Origin of the sequence: Amycolatopsis sp. NPDC101161 (assembly GCF_044768185.1) — a bacterium.
In the GTDB taxonomy this organism is placed as follows: Bacteria; Actinomycetota; Actinomycetes; order Mycobacteriales; family Pseudonocardiaceae; genus Amycolatopsis.
Genome location: NZ_JBIWPI010000005.1, coordinates 759,321 through 775,578, shown reverse-complemented (window position 1 = coordinate 775,578; position 16,258 = coordinate 759,321). Strand labels below are relative to the sequence as shown.

The 16,258-nt window shown below is 70.9% G+C and carries 17 protein-coding genes; 2 read left to right on the top strand and 15 right to left on the bottom strand.

The genetic code is table 11. The annotated features are described in order from the left end of the window. Nucleotides 1–2 precede the first annotated feature (2 nt). From ACIRSS_RS37110 to ACIRSS_RS37040, 15 genes are all read right to left on the bottom strand, one after another. Entirely contained in the window at nucleotides 3–590 is a 588-nt protein-coding gene (locus ACIRSS_RS37110) for an NTP transferase domain-containing protein (RefSeq protein ID WP_400903552.1), read from the bottom strand. 121 nt (nucleotides 591–711) lie between these two features. After that, on the bottom strand, nucleotides 712–855 hold the full coding sequence (locus ACIRSS_RS37105; RefSeq protein WP_400903550.1) for a hypothetical protein: 144 nt from the start codon (nucleotides 853–855) through the stop codon (nucleotides 712–714). A 71-nt stretch (nucleotides 856–926) separates the two neighbouring features. Further along, complete coding sequence (locus tag ACIRSS_RS37100) at nucleotides 927–1,757, bottom strand: IclR family transcriptional regulator C-terminal domain-containing protein (RefSeq protein WP_400903548.1); 831 nt, start codon at nucleotides 1,755–1,757, stop codon at nucleotides 927–929. Nucleotides 1,758–1,766: 9 nt separating this feature from the next. Then, nucleotides 1,767–2,168 carry a 4-carboxymuconolactone decarboxylase gene (gene pcaC / locus ACIRSS_RS37095; RefSeq protein ID WP_400903547.1) on the bottom strand — a complete coding sequence of 134 codons (402 nt, stop codon included), beginning with the start codon at nucleotides 2,166–2,168 and terminating at the stop codon, nucleotides 1,767–1,769. Continuing rightward, on the bottom strand, nucleotides 2,165–2,941 hold the full coding sequence (gene pcaD, locus ACIRSS_RS37090; protein WP_400903545.1) for a 3-oxoadipate enol-lactonase: 777 nt from the start codon (nucleotides 2,939–2,941) through the stop codon (nucleotides 2,165–2,167). Before pcaD ends, pcaC begins: the two co-directional genes overlap by 4 nt. A gap of 14 nt (nucleotides 2,942–2,955) precedes the next feature. After that, a complete protein-coding gene (gene pcaG / locus ACIRSS_RS37085; protein ID WP_400903543.1) occupies nucleotides 2,956–3,510 on the bottom strand; it encodes a protocatechuate 3,4-dioxygenase subunit alpha in 555 nt (184 codons plus the stop codon). Next, nucleotides 3,507–4,244: a protocatechuate 3,4-dioxygenase subunit beta gene (gene pcaH / locus ACIRSS_RS37080; protein ID WP_400903541.1), complete on the bottom strand. Its 738-nt coding sequence runs from the start codon at nucleotides 4,242–4,244 to the stop codon at nucleotides 3,507–3,509. Before pcaH ends, pcaG begins: the two co-directional genes overlap by 4 nt. Before the next feature lie 12 nt (nucleotides 4,245–4,256). After that, nucleotides 4,257–5,438 (bottom strand): thiolase family protein, encoded by a 1,182-nt coding sequence (locus ACIRSS_RS37075; RefSeq protein ID WP_400903539.1) that lies wholly within the window; start codon nucleotides 5,436–5,438, stop codon nucleotides 4,257–4,259. After that, nucleotides 5,435–6,160 carry a CoA-transferase subunit beta gene (locus tag ACIRSS_RS37070; RefSeq protein WP_400904030.1) on the bottom strand — a complete coding sequence of 242 codons (726 nt, stop codon included), beginning with the start codon at nucleotides 6,158–6,160 and terminating at the stop codon, nucleotides 5,435–5,437. Before ACIRSS_RS37070 ends, ACIRSS_RS37075 begins: the two co-directional genes overlap by 4 nt. A gap of 352 nt (nucleotides 6,161–6,512) precedes the next feature. Then, nucleotides 6,513–7,322 carry a CoA transferase subunit A gene (locus ACIRSS_RS37065; RefSeq protein WP_400903537.1) on the bottom strand — a complete coding sequence of 270 codons (810 nt, stop codon included), beginning with the start codon at nucleotides 7,320–7,322 and terminating at the stop codon, nucleotides 6,513–6,515. A gap of 174 nt (nucleotides 7,323–7,496) precedes the next feature. After that, nucleotides 7,497–8,804 carry a glycoside hydrolase family 27 protein gene (locus ACIRSS_RS37060; protein WP_400903535.1) on the bottom strand — a complete coding sequence of 436 codons (1,308 nt, stop codon included), beginning with the start codon at nucleotides 8,802–8,804 and terminating at the stop codon, nucleotides 7,497–7,499. Between the two features lie 23 nt (nucleotides 8,805–8,827). Beyond that, nucleotides 8,828–9,667 (bottom strand): carbohydrate ABC transporter permease, encoded by an 840-nt coding sequence (locus ACIRSS_RS37055; protein WP_400903533.1) that lies wholly within the window; start codon nucleotides 9,665–9,667, stop codon nucleotides 8,828–8,830. After that, nucleotides 9,667–10,623 carry a carbohydrate ABC transporter permease gene (locus tag ACIRSS_RS37050; protein WP_400903532.1) on the bottom strand — a complete coding sequence of 319 codons (957 nt, stop codon included), beginning with the start codon at nucleotides 10,621–10,623 and terminating at the stop codon, nucleotides 9,667–9,669. Before ACIRSS_RS37050 ends, ACIRSS_RS37055 begins: the two co-directional genes overlap by 1 nt. Next, nucleotides 10,620–11,888: an ABC transporter substrate-binding protein gene (locus ACIRSS_RS37045; RefSeq protein WP_400904028.1), complete on the bottom strand. Its 1,269-nt coding sequence runs from the start codon at nucleotides 11,886–11,888 to the stop codon at nucleotides 10,620–10,622. The genes ACIRSS_RS37050 and ACIRSS_RS37045 overlap by 4 nt, the downstream gene beginning before the upstream one ends. Before the next feature lie 20 nt (nucleotides 11,889–11,908). After that, entirely contained in the window at nucleotides 11,909–13,099 is a 1,191-nt protein-coding gene (locus ACIRSS_RS37040) for an ROK family protein (protein WP_400903530.1), read from the bottom strand. A gap of 76 nt (nucleotides 13,100–13,175) precedes the next feature. Between ACIRSS_RS37040 and ACIRSS_RS37035 the strand changes: the two genes are divergently transcribed. Beyond that, nucleotides 13,176–15,254: an alpha-galactosidase gene (locus ACIRSS_RS37035; protein ID WP_400903528.1), complete on the top strand. Its 2,079-nt coding sequence runs from the start codon at nucleotides 13,176–13,178 to the stop codon at nucleotides 15,252–15,254. Nucleotides 15,255–15,360: 106 nt separating this feature from the next. Further along, nucleotides 15,361–16,248, top strand: coding sequence for an SGNH/GDSL hydrolase family protein (locus tag ACIRSS_RS37030; protein WP_400903527.1), 888 nt, complete (start codon nucleotides 15,361–15,363; stop codon nucleotides 16,246–16,248). Nucleotides 16,249–16,258 lie beyond the last annotated feature (10 nt).

The window sequence follows — 16,258 nt, the reverse complement described above, 5'->3', positions numbered from 1 at the left end:
GGTCACCGGCCGGGCAGATCGGCCCGGCGGTCGACGTCCCGGCCGCTGCCGAGGTCCCCGCATTCGACGAGTGTCAGTTCGGAGCGGGTGGACAGCCAGTCCCGGGCCCCGCGGTCGCCCTGGGCGGAACCGGCGATTTCGGACCACCAGCGGCGGCCGAAGAGGACGGGATGGCCGGGAACGCCGTCGTAGGAGGCGCGGGCGACGGACTCGGTGGTGGCGTTGGCGGCGACGCGGGTGAGGACGTCGGCGCCGACCCACGGCAGGTCGACGAGGTGCACCAGGGCGGCGACCGGGCCGGGTTCTGAGGAGAGTGCGGCGAGGCCGGCTTTGAGGGAGGCGCCCATGCCGGTCTCCCAGCTTTCGGCGAAGACGGCTTGGCGCGGCTCGGGCAGGAGGGCACGTACTTGTTCGGCGGCGGCGCCGATGACAACGCGGATGGGGTCGCAGCCGGCGGCGGAGAGGGCGTCGAGGGCGCGGAGGACGAGGGGCCGGCCGTCGAGTTCGGCGAGGGCTTTGGGTCCCCCGAACCGCCGCCCGGCCCCGGCGGCTAGCAGCAGCCCGGCGACGGGTGGGGAGGCTTGGGTCATCGGCGCGCCGGCTTCCTGGTGAGGGGCTGGGTCATCGGCGAGCCGATCGCACGGTGGGAATCGCCGGCCAGGGGCTCGACCAGCGCGCCCAGGGTCCGGTCGGCAGCGCCAGCCACCGGACCTACCGGCGCACCCACTGCAGGCCCAGCGACCCCAGCCACGGGTTCGGCCGGCCCAGCCACCGGACCGACCGGCGCACCCACTGCAGGCCCAGCGACCCCAGCCACGGGTTCGGCCGGCCCAGCCACCGGACCGACCGGCGCACCCAATGCCTGCCCAGCGACCCCGGCCGCGGGTTCGGCCGCCGCAGCCACCGGGTCGAACGCCCGGCTGTTGTCAGGCATGGGCTCGGCCTGGGGCGCCGATTGCCAAGTCGGCCTCGATCGCCCTCGCCGTTTCCAGCAACGGGGGTACCAAGTCCCTCTCCACCGACTCCGCCGTTGTGCGGCTCGCGTGCGTTGACAGGTTCACCGCCGCCACCACCCGGCCGCGGCGGTCGTGGATCGGGGCCGCCACTGATCTGAGGCCTTCCTCCAGCTCCTGGTCGACCATTGCCCAGCCCTGTTCGGTCACCTTGGCCAGTTCCGCGCGGAGCACCTCGGGCACGGTGACCGTGCGGTCCGTCAGCGGGTCGAACTTCGCCACCACGAAAAACGCTTCCAGCTCCGCCCGACTCAGGCCGGCCAGTAGGACGTGCCCCATCGAGGTCGCGTACGCCGGGAAGCGGGTTCCCACGTTGATGCTCACCGTCATGATGCGGGAGACCGCCACCCGGGCCACGTAGACGATGTCCGTCCCCTCCAGGACCGACACCGAACTGGACTCGTGCACCCTCGCCGACAGCTGCTCCAGGTGCGGCTGCGCGACCTCCGGCAGCGTCATGCTCGACAGGTACGAATACCCCAGCTCCAGCACGCGGGCCGTGAGGGAGAAGTACTTGCCGTCGGTGCGGACGTACCCCAGGTCGGTCAGGGTCAGCAGGAACCGGCGGGCCGCGGCGCGGGTGAGGCCCGTCGACCGGGCCACGTCGCTCAAGGTCAGCTCCGGCGCCTCCGCGTGGAACGCCTTGATCACGGCCAGGCCGCGCTCCAGCGACTGCACGTGGTGGGCACCGCGTTGCGCCGGTTCGGTGTCGGCCTCGGCTTCGCCCTGCCTCCCCACGTCCATGACCGCACCCTATCCGGCGTCGGCGGGGCGGGCGGTCGGCTCGCCGAGCTCGGCCAGGGTGCGCTGCGCGATGGCGAACGCCGCGTTCGCCGCCGGGGCGCCCGCGTAGACCGCCGTGTGCAGCAGGACCTCGCTGATCTCCGCCGCCGTCAGGCCGTTGCGGATCGCGGCCCGGACGTGCATCGCCAGCTCGTTGTGCGCCTGCAGCGCGGTCAGCGCCGCGAGCGTGACGCAGCTGCGCGTCCGGCGGTCCAGGCCGTCGCGGGCCCAGACCGAGCCCCACGCGCCTTCGGTGATGTAGTCCTGGAACGGCCGGCTGAACTCCGTCGTGCCCGCGACCGCGCGGTCGACGTGCTCGTCGCCGAGCACCTCACGCCGCACCTTCATGCCCTGCTCGTGGCGGTCGGTCACACTCGCTCCAAGTGGTCCAGGATCAGCCGGGTGAACTCTTCGGGCCGCTCGTAGCTGCCCAGGTGCGCCGCGTCCGCGACGACCTCCATCCGCGCGCCGGGGATGCCCGCCGCGATCAGGTCGGCGTGCCCCTCCGGCGGGGTGGACGGGTCTTCGGCGCCCGCGATGACCAGGGTCGGTGCGGTGATCTTCGGCAGCGCGTCGAGCTGGTCCATTCGCTCGATCGCGCCGCAGCAGGCCGCGTAGCCCTCGGCCGGGACCCCGGCGATCATCGAACGCAGGAACGCGGCGCGGTCCGGGTGCCGCTCGGCGTAGGCGGGGGTCAGCCAGCGGGCAACCCCGGCCTCGGCGACCGCGGCGGTGCCTTCGGCGCGGACCGTGCGGGCCCGGTCCGCCCACATCTGCGGCGGGCCCAGTTTCGCGGACGTGCAGCAGAGCACCAGGCTCGCGACCCGGTCGGGCGCGTGGGCGCCGAGCCACATGCCGGTCATCGCGCCCAGCGACAGGCCGACCAGGTGCGCCCGCGCGACCTCGAGCTCGTCGAGCAGCGCGAGGACGTCGTCACCCAGGTCGCCGATTTCGTACGGCCCGGGCGGCACCGGCGAGGCGCCGTGCCCCCGCGTGTCGTAGCGGACCACGCGGAAGCCGCGTTCGAGCAGCGGCACGACCTGCGGTTCCCACATCCGGACGTCGCTGCCCAGCGACCCGCCGAGCACCACCACCGGCCCGTCCTCCGGGCCTTCCACGACCCGGTGCACCCGCACGGCGCCCACGTTCCCACCTCCGTTCATACGGCGAAGAACACCGTCTCGCCGTCGCCCTGCAGCCGCACGTCGAAGCGGTAGCCGTCCTCGGTCTTCGCCGCGATCAGCGTGCCGCGCCGCTCCTCCGGCACCGTCGCCAGCACCGGGTCGGCGGAGTTGTCCTGGTCTTCGAAGTAGATGCGCGTGACGACCCGGTTGAGCAGGCCGCGGGCGAACACCGAGACGTCGATGTGGCGCGCCTGCGTGGTGCCGTGCACGCCCGGCACCGGGCCCGGCAGCAGCGTGAGGATTCCGTACGTCCCATCGGTTTCGGTCGGGCAGCGGCCGAAGCCGCGAAAGTCGCCGGCCGCCTCGCCGCGCGGGTCGTCGGGGTGGCGGAAGCCGCCGTCCGGGTCGGCCTGCCACGTCTCGATCATGGCGTCCGGGACCGGGTCGCCGTTGCCGTCCCGGACGGTGCCGCGGATCCAGAACGCGCCGGGCGTCCCTTCGGGCACCACGTGCGGGCCGTCCGGCCAGGGCAGCCCGATCGAGAGGTACGGACCGACGGTCTGCGACGGGGTGGGCAGCAGCTTGGTCATTCGTCCTCGTCCTCTTCCTCTTCGAACACCGACGCGTCCCGCCCGCGCAGCACGATGTCGAACTGGAACCCGAGCGCCCACTCGGACTGGGTGACCTCGTGGTCGTAGCGGGAGACCATGCGCTGCCGGGCCTTTTCGTCCGGGATCGAGTTGAAGATCGGGTCCTGGGAGAAGAGCGGGTCGTCCGGGAAGTACATCTGGGTGACCAGCCGCTGCGTGAACGCCGAGCCGAACACCGAGAAGTGGATGTGCGCGGGGCGCCAGGCGTTGTCGTGGTTCTTCCACGGGTACGCGCCGGGCTTGATGGTGGTGAAGGTGTAGCGGCCGTCGCTGTCGGTCAGGGTGCGCCCGACGCCGTCGAAGTTCGGGTCCAGCGGCGACGGCCAGCGGTCGCCGGTGTGGCGGTAGCGGCCGCCCGCGTTGGCCTGCCAGATCTCGATGAGCGAGTCGCGCACCGGACGGCCATCGCCGTCGAGGAGCCGGCCGGTGACGATGATCCGCTGCCCTTGCGGCTCGCCCTCGTGCTGGCGAGTGAGGTCGTTGTCGTGCTCGCCGAGGCGGCCGGGGCCGAGCAGCGGGCCGGTGACCTCGGTCAGCATCTGCGGCAGCAGCAGGAGGTCCTGCTTCGGGTGCCGCAGCGCCGTCGAGCGGTAGCCGGTGAAGCCGAGGGGCGGGTGCGTGCCTTCGGGGTCCTGCCCGTAGCGCGGCAGCCTGAATTCGGTCGGAGTGGCCACGTTTTCTCTCCCTTACCGGCCTTCGAGGACGACGGCCAGGCCCTGGCCGACGCCGATGCAGATGGCGGCCAGTCCCCAGCCCCCGCCGCGGCGGTGCAGGTCGTGGGCCAGGGTGCCGAGGATCCGCCCACCGGACGCGCCGAGCGGGTGACCGATGGCAATCGCGCCACCGTGGGTGTTGACGATCTCCGGGTCGAGCTTCTTCCAGTCGCGCAGGCAGGCCAGCGACTGCGCGGCGAAGGCTTCGTTGAGCTCCACCGCAACCAGGTCGTCCCAGCCGATGCCGGCCCGTTCGAGGGCGATTTCGGCCGCGCGGACCGGTCCGATGCCGAAGACGTCCGGGTCGACACCCGCCGCGCCGCGGCCGGCGATCCGAGCCAGCGGCGTCTTGTTCAGGCGGTTCGCGGTCGCCTCGTCGCCGAGGAGGAGCGCCGAGGCGCCGTCGTTCAGCGGGGAGGCGTTGCCGGCCGTGACGGTGCCGTTCCCCTTGCGGAAGACGGGCTTCAGCTTGGCGAGCTTCTCGGGGCTGGAGTCCGGGCGGATGCCCTCGTCGCGGGCCAGGTCGACGCCCTCGACCGGGACCACCAGGTCGTCGTAGAAACCTTCGTCCCAGGCCTTCGCGGCGTTGATGTGGCTGCGGGCGGCGAAGGCGTCCTGCTCGTCGCGGCCGATGCCGTAGCGCTCGGCGAGCAGTTCGGTGGACTCGCCGAGGGAGATCGTCCACTGCGCCGGCATCGCCGGGTTGACCATGCGCCAGCCGAGCGCGGTGTTGTAGAGGGTCTGGTTGCCGGCCGGGAAGGCCTTCTCCGGCTTGGGCATGACGAGCGGCGAGCGGGTCATCGACTCGACGCCGCCGGCGACGACCAGGGAGGCGTCACCGACCTGGATCGCGCGGCTGGCCTGCATCACCGCGTCCAGGCCGGAGCCGCAGAGGCGGTTGACGGTGTTGCCCGGAACGCTCGTCGGCCAGCCGGCGAGGAGGGCGGCCATGCGGGCGACGTTGCGGTTGTCCTCGCCCGCGCCGTTCGCGTCGCCGAGGGTCACCTCGTCCACGGTGGACGGATCGAGGTCGTTGCGGGCTTGGAGTGCCTTGAGGACACCGGCGGCCAGGTCGTCCGGGCGGACGCCGGCCAGCGCGCCGCCGTACCGGCCGAACGGGGTGCGGATCGCGTCGAGGACGTAGACGTCGGTCATGCCTTCTCCAGGTCTCGGAGCACCGTCAGCTCCTGCTCGGTCGGGGCGGGGGTGACCTTCAGGTCGTCCGCGACCTTCAGTGTCCACCCCGTGGCCTTGATCGCCTGGTCGAGCTCCACACCCGGGTGGAGCTCGGTGAGGGTCAGCTCGGCGGTCTCCGGGTCGGGGTGCATCAGGCCCAGGTCGGTCACCACCAGGGTCGGGCCCTTGCCGGGGAGGCCGAGCTTCTCGCGGTCGCCCTTGCCCGCGCCGTGGCCGAAGGACGTCACGAAGTCGACCTTCTCGACGAAGGCGCGGGGGCTCTGGCGGAGGACGATGAACACCTCGCCGCAGGAGGCCGCGATCTCGGGGGCGCCGCCCGCGCCGGGGAGGCGGACCTTCGGGTCGTGGTAGTCGGAGCCGATGACGGTGGTGTTGATGTTGCCGAACTTGTCGAGCTGGGCGGCGCCGAGGAAGCCGACGTCGATGCGGCCCGGCTGGAGCCAGTAGTTGAACACTTCGGGGACGCTGACGACGGCGTTGGCGGTGTCGGCCAGCTCGCCGTCGCCGATGGACAGCGGGAGGCGGGACGGCTTCGCGCCGAGGCAGCCGGATTCGTAGATGAGGGTGAGGTTCGGGGCGTGGGCGCGGCGGGCGAGGTTGGCCGCCTTGCTGGGGAGGCCGATGCCGACGAAGCAGGAGGTGCCGTCGGCGAGGGCGCGGGCGGCCGCGATGCTCATCATCTCGTCGGCGGTGTAGTCGGTGCTCACGCTGGGACCTCCGCGGAGTCGGGCACGGTGGGACGAGTCGAGGTGGGGCGGCTCGGGGCGATGGGAGCGGGCCGGACCGAGGCGGAGTGGCAGGCCGCGCGGGCTTGTGGCGGGGCCAGGTGGCTCGCCGACACGGGAGCAGGTCGGGCCGAGGTGAGGCGGCAGGCCGCGCGGGCTCGGGTTGAAACCGAGCGGCTCGGAGAGGCGGGGGTGGGTCGCACCGAGGCGGGGCGGGCCATCTGGGCCAGGGCCAGGTGGCCCGGGGCGGCCGGAACCGGCTGGGCAATTCCGCGACGGCGGGTTGGCCGGCCCGACAGGCTGGTGCTCATGCCTTCACCCCGGTCAGCTCGTTCAGCCACTTCGTGAACGCCTCGCGGTCGCGGCCGATCTCGTCCCATGCCTGGTACGCCGAGTTGTCGCGCTCGTAATACCCCGCCGCGTACGACGGCTTCGCACCTCCCGGCACCTCGGCCACCGCCGTGACCACCCACGCCGGGAGGATCACCGCTCCCGGCTTCGGCTCCAGCTCGTCGACGATCTCCTCGACCGTCACGATCGAGCGCTTCGCCGCCAGGACCGCTTCCTTCTGGACTCCCGTGATGCCCCACATCTGGACGTTGCCGTCGCGGTCCGCGCGCTGGGCGTGGACGATCGTCACGTCCGGGTTCAGCGCCGGGACGGCTGTGAGCCGCTCGCCGGTGAAGGGGCACGTGATCGGCTTGATCGTGTCCGTCTGGGCCGGGAGGTCCGTGCCCGTGTAGCCGCGCAGCACCGCGAACGGCAGGCCGGACGCGCCGGCCACGTACCGGTTCGCCATGCCCGCGTGGCTGTGCTCCTCGATCTCGAGCGGGACCGGCCAGTCGTGCTGGACCGCGTCGCGGAACCGGTGCAGCGAGCCGACTCCGGGGTTGCCACCCCACGAGAAGATCAGCTTGCTCGCGCAGCCCGCGCCGATCAGCTGGTCGTACACGATGTCCGGGGTCATCCGCACCAGCGTCAGGCCCCGCCTGCCCTGCCGGATGATCTCCTGCCCGGCCGCGACCGGGATGAGGTGCGTGAACCCTTCGAGCGCGACGGTGTCGCCGTCGCGCACCAGCCGGCCGACGGCCTCTTCCAGTGACAGCAGCTCCGCCATCCCACGCTCCGAATCCGTTCGCATCACGCACACTCGTTCTGCAACCGAACATAGCACGACGGGGCAGCACCGACCAGACGTCTTCCACCCAATGGATGACGCACACACGACGAAGGGGACTTTCCTCGCGCCAGCAAGCCAGCAAGCGAAGAAAGTCCCCTTCGTGCGAGAAGCTCAGCCGATCCGGACCAGCCGGGAGCCGTGCGGAGGCACCGCGGCCGCCGTCCAGGAGCCCCGGAACCGCCCGAGGTCCTTGCGCGCCACGAGGTCACGCACCGGCCGCGCGCCCGGAATCCCCAAGTCCACCGTGATGTCCGCCGGAGCGGAACCCAGGTTGTAGACCGCCGCGTACCACGTCCCGTCCGGTGCCTTCTTCTTCCAGACCTGCAGGTTCCCACCGGTCATCCGGGTCGGATACGAACCGGCGTGGTCGACTGCGATGACCTCGGGGTTCGTCAGGATCGACACCGCCGAAGCGTCCAGGAAGTAGATGTCTCCCCCGACGTACAACGGCGACGACGCCATCGACCAGAACGTCATCACGCTCTGCCGCTCGACGTCGGAGATCCCGTCCTGGATGCCGGACCCGGTGTTGTTGCTGATCGGCATCGAGTCCAGGTCCGGCCGGTACTGCGGCCCGAACACACCCAGCCAGTCCGGCAGGTCCGACCACCGCGCCTTGACCGAGCTGTCCCAAGTGGACACCGTCTCGCAGTAGCACTCGACGTCGGTGTCGACGCGCACGCCGTTCGCGTACGGGGCCAGCGAAGAACCGATGGACCGCGGCACCGGCCACGCGCTCGCCGTCAGCCACATCGGCCGCCGCGAGTGGTCGATCGCCGCCGACCACGCCTTGATGTCGGCGACGTTGTCCGCGGTCGTCCCGTCGACCTTGACGAAGTCGACGCCCCAGGACGCGAACCGGGCCACGATCGAGTCGTAGTACTTCTGCGCGCACGGGTTCGCGAAGTCGACCTTCCAGTTGCCGCCCCACCCGTTCGACGGCGTCAGCGGCTGGTACGCGATGTCCTGGGCGTGGCACGACGTCCCGAGGATCGGCGCGTTCTTGGCGTAGACCTCCTTCTCGAGCCCGGTCACCGCGTACAGGCCCAGCTTCAGCCCGAGGGAGTGCACGTAAGAAGCCAACTCCGCGATCCCGGAGGGGAACCGCGTCGGATCGGGGTCGGGGATGCCGTTGACGTCGGTGTGGAAGACCCAGGACTGCGAAGCGTTCCAGCCCGAGTCGATGTTGACGTACGTGTACCCGGCCGACTTGAGCTTCGAAGCCATCGCCGAAGCCGCGTCGCGGACGTGCGACTCGTTCAGCCACGAAGTGCCGTAACCCGCGCGGGTCGACGACTCGAGGCTCCAGCTGCTCCAGCCCATGAACGCCTTCACGAACGGAGTCCGCGCGTCGGCCGGCGGAACGACCAGCGAGAAAAGCCCGAGCACAGCGAGGAAAACGGAAAGGAGGCGCTTCACTGAACACTCCTCGATAGGGGGACCTACTCCTTGAGCCCGCCGGCCGCGATCCCGCGGACGATGAACCGCTGGGCGACCAGGAACATCGCGACCAGCGGCGCGATGGTGACCAAAGCACCGGCGAACAGCGCCGGCAGGTTGACCGACTGGGCGGTCAGGAACGTCGAAAGCGCGATCTGCGCGGTCCACGACGACGGGTCCTGCCCGATCACCAGCGGCCACAGGAACGCGTTCCAGCTTTCGATGAACATCAGCGCCCCGAGCGACGCGATCATGCTGCCCGAATTGGGGAGCACGAGCCGCCGGTAGACGCCGAGGTAGCCGAGCCCGTCGAGCCGCCCGGCCTCCTCGATCTCGGCCGGGAACCGCAGGTAGAAGTTGCGGAACAGGATCACGGTGAACGCGCTGAACAGGTTCGGCGCGATGATGCCCCACTCGGTGTTGACGCCCCCCATCGAACCGACGACGACGAACGTCGGCACGAACGTCACCGACTGCGGGATCATCAGCGTGACCAGCACGTACGTGAACACCGCACGCCGTCCCGGCACGTTGATCCGGGCCAGCGCGTACCCCGCCATCGAACCGAACAGCGTGCCGACCGGCGCGGTGATCACGGCGACCAGGAACGAGTTCCCCAACGCGTGCGCCATCGGGACCGACGCGTCAGCGAACAGGTCGCCGAAGTTGACCCACGACAGCGGGTCCGGCAGCCACGACCAGTCCGGCGAGCTGACCTGCTGACGCGTCATCAGCGCGTTGCGCACCATGATGTAGAACGGCAGCAGGAAGATCAGCGAGAGCACCGACGCCAGGACGTACTTCGGCGCCTTGCGAACGCGAGGGGCGGCGAGGACGGCCATCAGTCCTTCTTCCCGAAGCCGACGAACCGGCCCTGCAGCAGCGTGATCACGACGATGAGCACGGTGAGCAGGAACGCGCCCGCCGAGCCGACGCCGTAGTTCTGGTCGCCGAGCGCGGAGTCGTACAGGTAGACGAGGGGTGGCTTCACCGGCGCGGTCGCCGTGCCGGAAAGCCCGGTGCCGAACAGGTTGTAGAACTCGTCGAACGCCTGGAACGCGGCGATCAGGATCAGCAGCAGCACCGCCACCGACGTGTTCCGCAGCTGCGGCAACGTGATGTAGCGGAAGGCCTGCCACTTCGTCGTGCCGTCCAGCTCACCGGCCTCGTACAGCGTCGGCGAGATCGCCTGCAGCCCGGCCAGGAACAGGATCATGTACAGCCCGACCTGCAGCCACAGCCGCAGCGTCACGACCGCGACCCAGTACACCGGCGGGCTCGTCGTCGACAGCCACGGCACCGGGTCGGCACCGAACAGGCCGCCGAGGACGTTCGCGACGCCGGACGGCAGGCCGTTGAACAGCGCCATCTTCCACACCAGCGCCGCGACGACGTACGACACCGCCGCCGGGATGAGGAACACCGTCCGGAAGAACGCTTTGCCGCGCTTGATGCTGTTGATCAGCACCGCGAGACCGAGCGAAGCCACGAAGGTGATCGGCACGATGAAGATCGTGAAGACCGCGATGGTCGACAACGACGTCAGGAAGGCGTCGTCACTGAGCAGGAACGCGTAGTTGTCGAAGCCGATCCAGTGCCCGAGCGTGATCGTGCCGCGGGCGTCGTTGAAGCTGAGCAGGAAGCTCCACGCGATCGCGACGTACTTGAACAGCCCCAGCCCGATCACCACGGGCCCGGTCAGCACGGCGAACGCGCCGATCGCGCGCCAGTCCCTGCGGCGGCGACGCTTCTTCGCCACCACCGGAGGGGCCGCGGGAGCCTCCATCAAGGCCGTCATGCCAGCTGCTTGTCGACTTCGGCCTGCGCCTTCTTCGCCGCGTCGGCGAGCTCGGCGGCCGGGTCGGCCTGCCCGTTCGCGATCTTCGTCGCGGCCTGCAGGAACAGCGTCGCCGACGCCTTGTTCCACAGCCCCGAGTACGACTTGCCGCTCTGCTGAGAGATCGTCACGGCGTCCTTCGCGGGACCGCTGGAGAACTCGGTCGTCTGCGCCGCGACCTCCTTGCGGGCCGGGATGTGGAAGCCGTACTTGACGCACCAGTCCTTCTGCAGGTCGGCGTTCTTGACCCACAGCCAGTCGATGAACTTCTTGGCGGCGGCCAAGTTGGCCGACTTCGCGTTCGCCAGCTGGTACCAGCCGCCGACGCGGGCGACCTGCTTGCCGGCGTCGCCGAACTTCGGCCACGCGACGACGCCGAAGTCGTCGCCCAGGGCCTTCTTGATGTCCGGGAGCGACCACAGGCCGCCCCACTGCATCGCGGTGGCGCCGTTGGCGAACGCGCCCGGGTCGGACCAGTCCGTCGGGTAGCCCTGAAGCAGGCCGCCGGTGTCGTGCAGCTGCTTGAGCCCGCCGATCGCGGCGATCGCCTCGGGTGACGCGAACGCGACCTTCTTGCCGCTCGAGTCGAAGAAGTCCCCGCCGGACGACCAGAGCAGGAGCGTCGCGGCCTCGCCGACGCCGTCGGTGCCGACGTACAGGCCCTTCTGCTTGCCGGTGTTCAGCTTCCGCGTCGCCTCGAGCAGCTCGGCGAACGTCTGCGGCGGCTGGACGCCCGCGGCCTGCAGCGCGCTCTTGCGGTAGTACAGCATCATGACGTCGTCGATCATCTTGACGCCGTAGACCTTGCCGTCGACGGTGACGGTGTCCAGCGCGGCTTGGCTGAAGTCGGCCTTCACCGGGTCCACGATGTCGTCGAGCGGCGCGAGCAGGCCGTTCTTGACGTTCTGGTAGCGGAAGTCGCCCAGCTCGAACAGGTCCGGCGCCTGCGCGGTGAGCATCGCCGAGTTCAGCTTGGTCTCGTAGTCGCCGGCGATCCAGCTGACGTTGATCGCGATGTCCGGGTTGGCCTTGGTGAACTCCTGCGCGTACCGCTGGACGGCTTGCTGCGTCCCGGATTCGCCGTACGCGTGGTACCACTGCTGCAACGTGACCTTCGCGCCCGAAGCGGCGCCCGCGTTCTTGTTCAGCGGGTCCGAAGTGCAGCCCGCGAGGGCCGCTCCCCCGGCGAACAACACGGAACCGACCAGGAAGCTTCTGCGATTCATGGGGCTCACGAGGACTCTCCTTAGACGCTCTCGGCGACGAAAAGACTTTGGATGGCGACGGCGGCCGCGCCCCGCGCCCACTCCTCGAACGGCAACGGCCGGATCACCAGGCCGCACCGGGCGGCACTGCCGAACGCCTGGACCGCGAAGGTCCGGCGGATCTGGTCCTCGAACAGGTCGTAGGTGGCGACGCCTTCACCCGAGACGACGACCCGTTCCGGGCCGAACAGGTTGACCAGCGCGGCCAGGCCGAGCCCGATCGCGTGCCCGGCTCCGGCGAACACCTCGCGCAGCGGTTCGTCGCCGCCGCGGGCCCCCGTCACGGCGTCTTCCATGGTCAACGCCGGATCGCCGGTCACGACCCGGGCACGCGCGACGATCGCTTCGGTGGACGCGATCGCTTCGACGCAGCCCCGACCACCGCAGTGGCACGCCGGGCCGCCGTCGGCGACCGGGACGTGCCCGATCTCGCCGGCGACGCCGTGCGCGCCGCGGACGAGGTCGCCGTTGACGACGAGCGCGCTGCCGATGCCGGTCCCCACCGTGACCAGCGCGAACGACGACGCGCCGACGCCTTCGCCGAACCACTGCTCGGCCACGGCGAGCGCCTTGACGTCGTTTTCCAAAGTGGCCGTGAGCCCGGTGGCGTCTTCCAAGAGGGACGCCAAGGGGACGTCCCGCCAGCCGAGGAACGGCGAGTACCGGACGACGCCGGACGCGCGGTCGACGTCGCCGGACACCGCGACGCCGAGGCAGTAGGCGCGTTCGCGCAGGTTGCTGGTGCCGTCCGGGGTCGGCCCGCCCAGCAGTTCGCGGACCAGGTCGGCCAGAGCGCGGACGACGTGGTCGACGTCGTGACTGGTCAACGCATGGTGGGCGCTGGCCCGGACGTCGGCGCGCAGGTCGGTGACCACGCCGATGAGGTCGTCGCCGGTGATCTTGACGCCGACGAAGTACTCGCGGTCCGGGCGGATCGCGAGGGGGTTGGCGGGGCGGCCGGCACCCGGCGCGGTGCGGCCTTCGGAGGCGAGTTCTTCGAGGTAACCGGCTTCGATGAACGGCCGGGCCGCCTTGGTGACCGCGGCCGAGGACAGACCGGTGCGCCGGGCGACGTCGACGCGGGAAACCGGCCCTTCGGTCAGGACCGTGGTGAACACGGTCGCCGCCGCGGGACTGGTGATCGGCGCCCTTGCCGGTGCACTGCGAGGCATGGCCGGAAGGGTAGGCAGGATTAATTAACTTCGTCAAGAATTTATTTTTCGCCTGGTCATGCCTACGCTCGGGATCATGTCGCTCGTCGAACACGACCCCGTGCACCGGCTCTGGCTGCTGCGCACCCCCGGCAGCTCGTACGCCTTCCGGCTCGACGCCGACGACCGCCCGCGGCACGTCCACTGGGGCGCGCCGCTCACGTTGGCCCAGGCCACGCAGGTCGCCGCGCGCCGCAACCCGGCCGACAGCAGCTTCGACGAGCCGGGCGACGAGCGGCAGGAACTGCCCGCGGAAGGCGGCGCCTTCTTCGGCGTCGCGGCGCTGGCTGTGCGGTACGAAGACGGGACGTCCGCGCTCGAGTGGCGCTACGACGGGCACACCAGCACCGAGGACTCCCTGGTCGTGCGGCTCGTGGACCGGCACTACCCCCTGGAGCTCTCGCTGCACTACCGCGTCCGCGGCGACGTCGTCGAGCGCTGGGTCTCCCTGCGCTCCGAGGAGCCCGTTTCCTTGCTGCGCACGGATTCCGCGTCCTGGACGCTCCCCCGGCGCGCCGGGGCGCGGCTGACCCGGACGTCGGGGGCGTGGAGCGCCGAGTACGGCGTGCTGCGCGAAGCCGTGCCGGTCGGCGAAACGACGCTCACCAGCCGTCGCGGCGTGTCCAGCCACCAGGTCAACCCGTGGGTGATGCTCGACGCGGGCGACGCGACCGAGACGTCCGGGGAGGTGTGGTCGACCGCGCTCGCGTGGAGCGGGAGCTGGCGGATCACCGTCGAGCACACGCACACCGGCCGCGTCACGTGGACCGGCGGGTTCGGCCACGAGCACGTCGGCTGGTCGCTCCGGCCCGGGGAGACCTGGGAGACGCCGGTGTTCGCCGGGCTCTACGCGGCCGACGGCTTCGGCGGCACCAGCCGTCGCTGGCACGCCTACGTCCGCGAGTTCGTCCAGCCGCACCCGGAGGAGCTGCGGCCGATCGTCTACAACTCGTGGGAGGCGACCGGCTGGGACGTCGACGAGCGGACCGAAACCTCGCTCGCCGAGGCCGCCGCGAAGCTCGGCGCGGAACTGTTCGTCATGGACGACGGCTGGTTCGGCGCCCGCACCGGCGACACCGCCGGGCTCGGCGACTGGACTCCCAACGAACAGCGCTTCCCCGCGGGGTTGCGGCCCTTGGTCGACGCCGTCCACGCGCACGGGATGAAGTTCGGGCTGTGGGTCGAGCCGGAGATGGTCAACCCGGACAGCGACCTCTACCGCGCGCACCCGGACTGGGTGCTGCACATGGCGAACCGCGAACGCACCACGCTGCGCAACCAGCTCGTGCTGAACTTCGCGCGCCCGGACGTCGCGGACTGGGCGCACAAGTGGCTCGACCGGCTCGTCGGCGAGCACGGCATCGACTACCTCAAGTGGGACATGAACCGCGCGTTCACCGAAGCCGGCTGGCCGGGCGGCGACGCCGGGCGCGTGTGGGTGGACCACGTCCGCGCGGTGCACGCGATCCTGGACCGGCTGCGCGCCGACCACCCGGCGTTGCGCGTCCAGGGCTGCGCGGGCGGCGGCGGGCGCACCGACCTCGGGATCCTCGCGCGCACCGACGAGATCTGGGCGTCCGACAACACCGACGCCGCCGACCGGATCACCATCCAGCACGGCTACGGCCAGATCTACCCCGCGGGCACGATGTCGGCGTGGGTCACCGACAGCCCCAACCCGACCACCGGCCGCGAAGCGCCGCTGAGCTTCCGCTTCCACGTCGCGATGGCGGGGGTGCTCGGTCTCGGCGGCGACCTGCCTCGCTGGTCCGCCGCCGAACTCGCGGAAGCGGCGGAACTCGTGGCGCTGTACAAGGAGATCCGGCCGGTCGTGCAGCACGGCGAGCTGTACCGGCTGGCGGACCCGGCGACGTCGGCGCTGACCGCGGTCCAGTACGTCCTGGGCGGCGACGTGGTCGTGTTCTTCTGGCGGCGTCCCACGGAGTTCGCGCGCCCGGTGACACCGCCGCGGCTGGCGGGACTGGAGCCGTTCGCGCGGTACCGCGACTCCGGCGGCGTCGTGCACGACGGCGCGGTGCTGCTGAGCCACGGCCTCGACGTCGACCTGCCGGGAAGCGGTTACGCGAGCGCGGTCGTGCGGCTGACCAGGGTCTGATTACCCACGCCGATCGGCGTGACCGGGGCGGGTGAGACCGATTGACTTTTCACGCACCACGAGCGGAATGTGAAAGTCCTTCACCCTGCTCGCCAACGGAGCCAGCATGCGCAAGCGCCTGTCCGCCCTGCTCGTCGTCCCCGCGCTCGCCGTGCTCGCCTTCGCCGCTCCGGCGTCCGCGAGCACGGGCTACCACGAGTACGTCGCCCTGGGCGATTCGTGGACCGCCGACGTGTTCGTCACCTTGCCACCCACCACGGAGTTCACCCCGCTCGACTGCGCGCAGTCCACTTCGGACTACCCGCACGAGCTGGCCGGCGCGCTGGGCGTCGGGACGTTCCGCGACGCCAGCTGCGGCGGTGCGACGACGACCGACTTCACGCAGCCGCAGAAGCTGCCGCTGGGCGGGACGAACCCGCCGCAGTTCGACCGGCTCACGGCGACCACGGACCTGGTCACCGTCGGGATCGGCGGCAACGACATCGGGCTCGCCTCCGCCGTGACCAAGTGCCTCAACCCGCTGCCGGTGAGCACGTGCAAGGCGAAGTTCACCGCGGGCGGCGTCGACCAGCTGGAAAACGCGGTCACGGCGACGGCACCGAAGATCGCGGCATCGCTGTGGGCGATCAAGGAGCGCTCGCCGCGGGCGCGGATCCTGCTGGTGAACTACCTCGCCGGGCTGCCCGCGAGCGGGAAGGGCTGCTGGCCGGTCATCCCGATCGCCGATGGCGACGTCGCGTACCTGCAGGCGAAGTTCCTCTCGATGAACGCCATGCTGGCGCGCGTGGCCGCGGACAACGGCGTCGAACTCGTCGACACCTACTCCCCCACGCTCGGGCACGACGCGTGCCAGGCGCCCACCGTGCGGTACGTCGAGGGCCTGATCCCGATCTCGGCGAGCAACCCGCTGCTGCTCGCGTTCCCCTTCCACCCCAACGGAGCCGGGGCCGCGGCGCAGTCGGAGATCGTCTTGGACGCGGTTCAGCGGGGCTGAATTGTCGGTG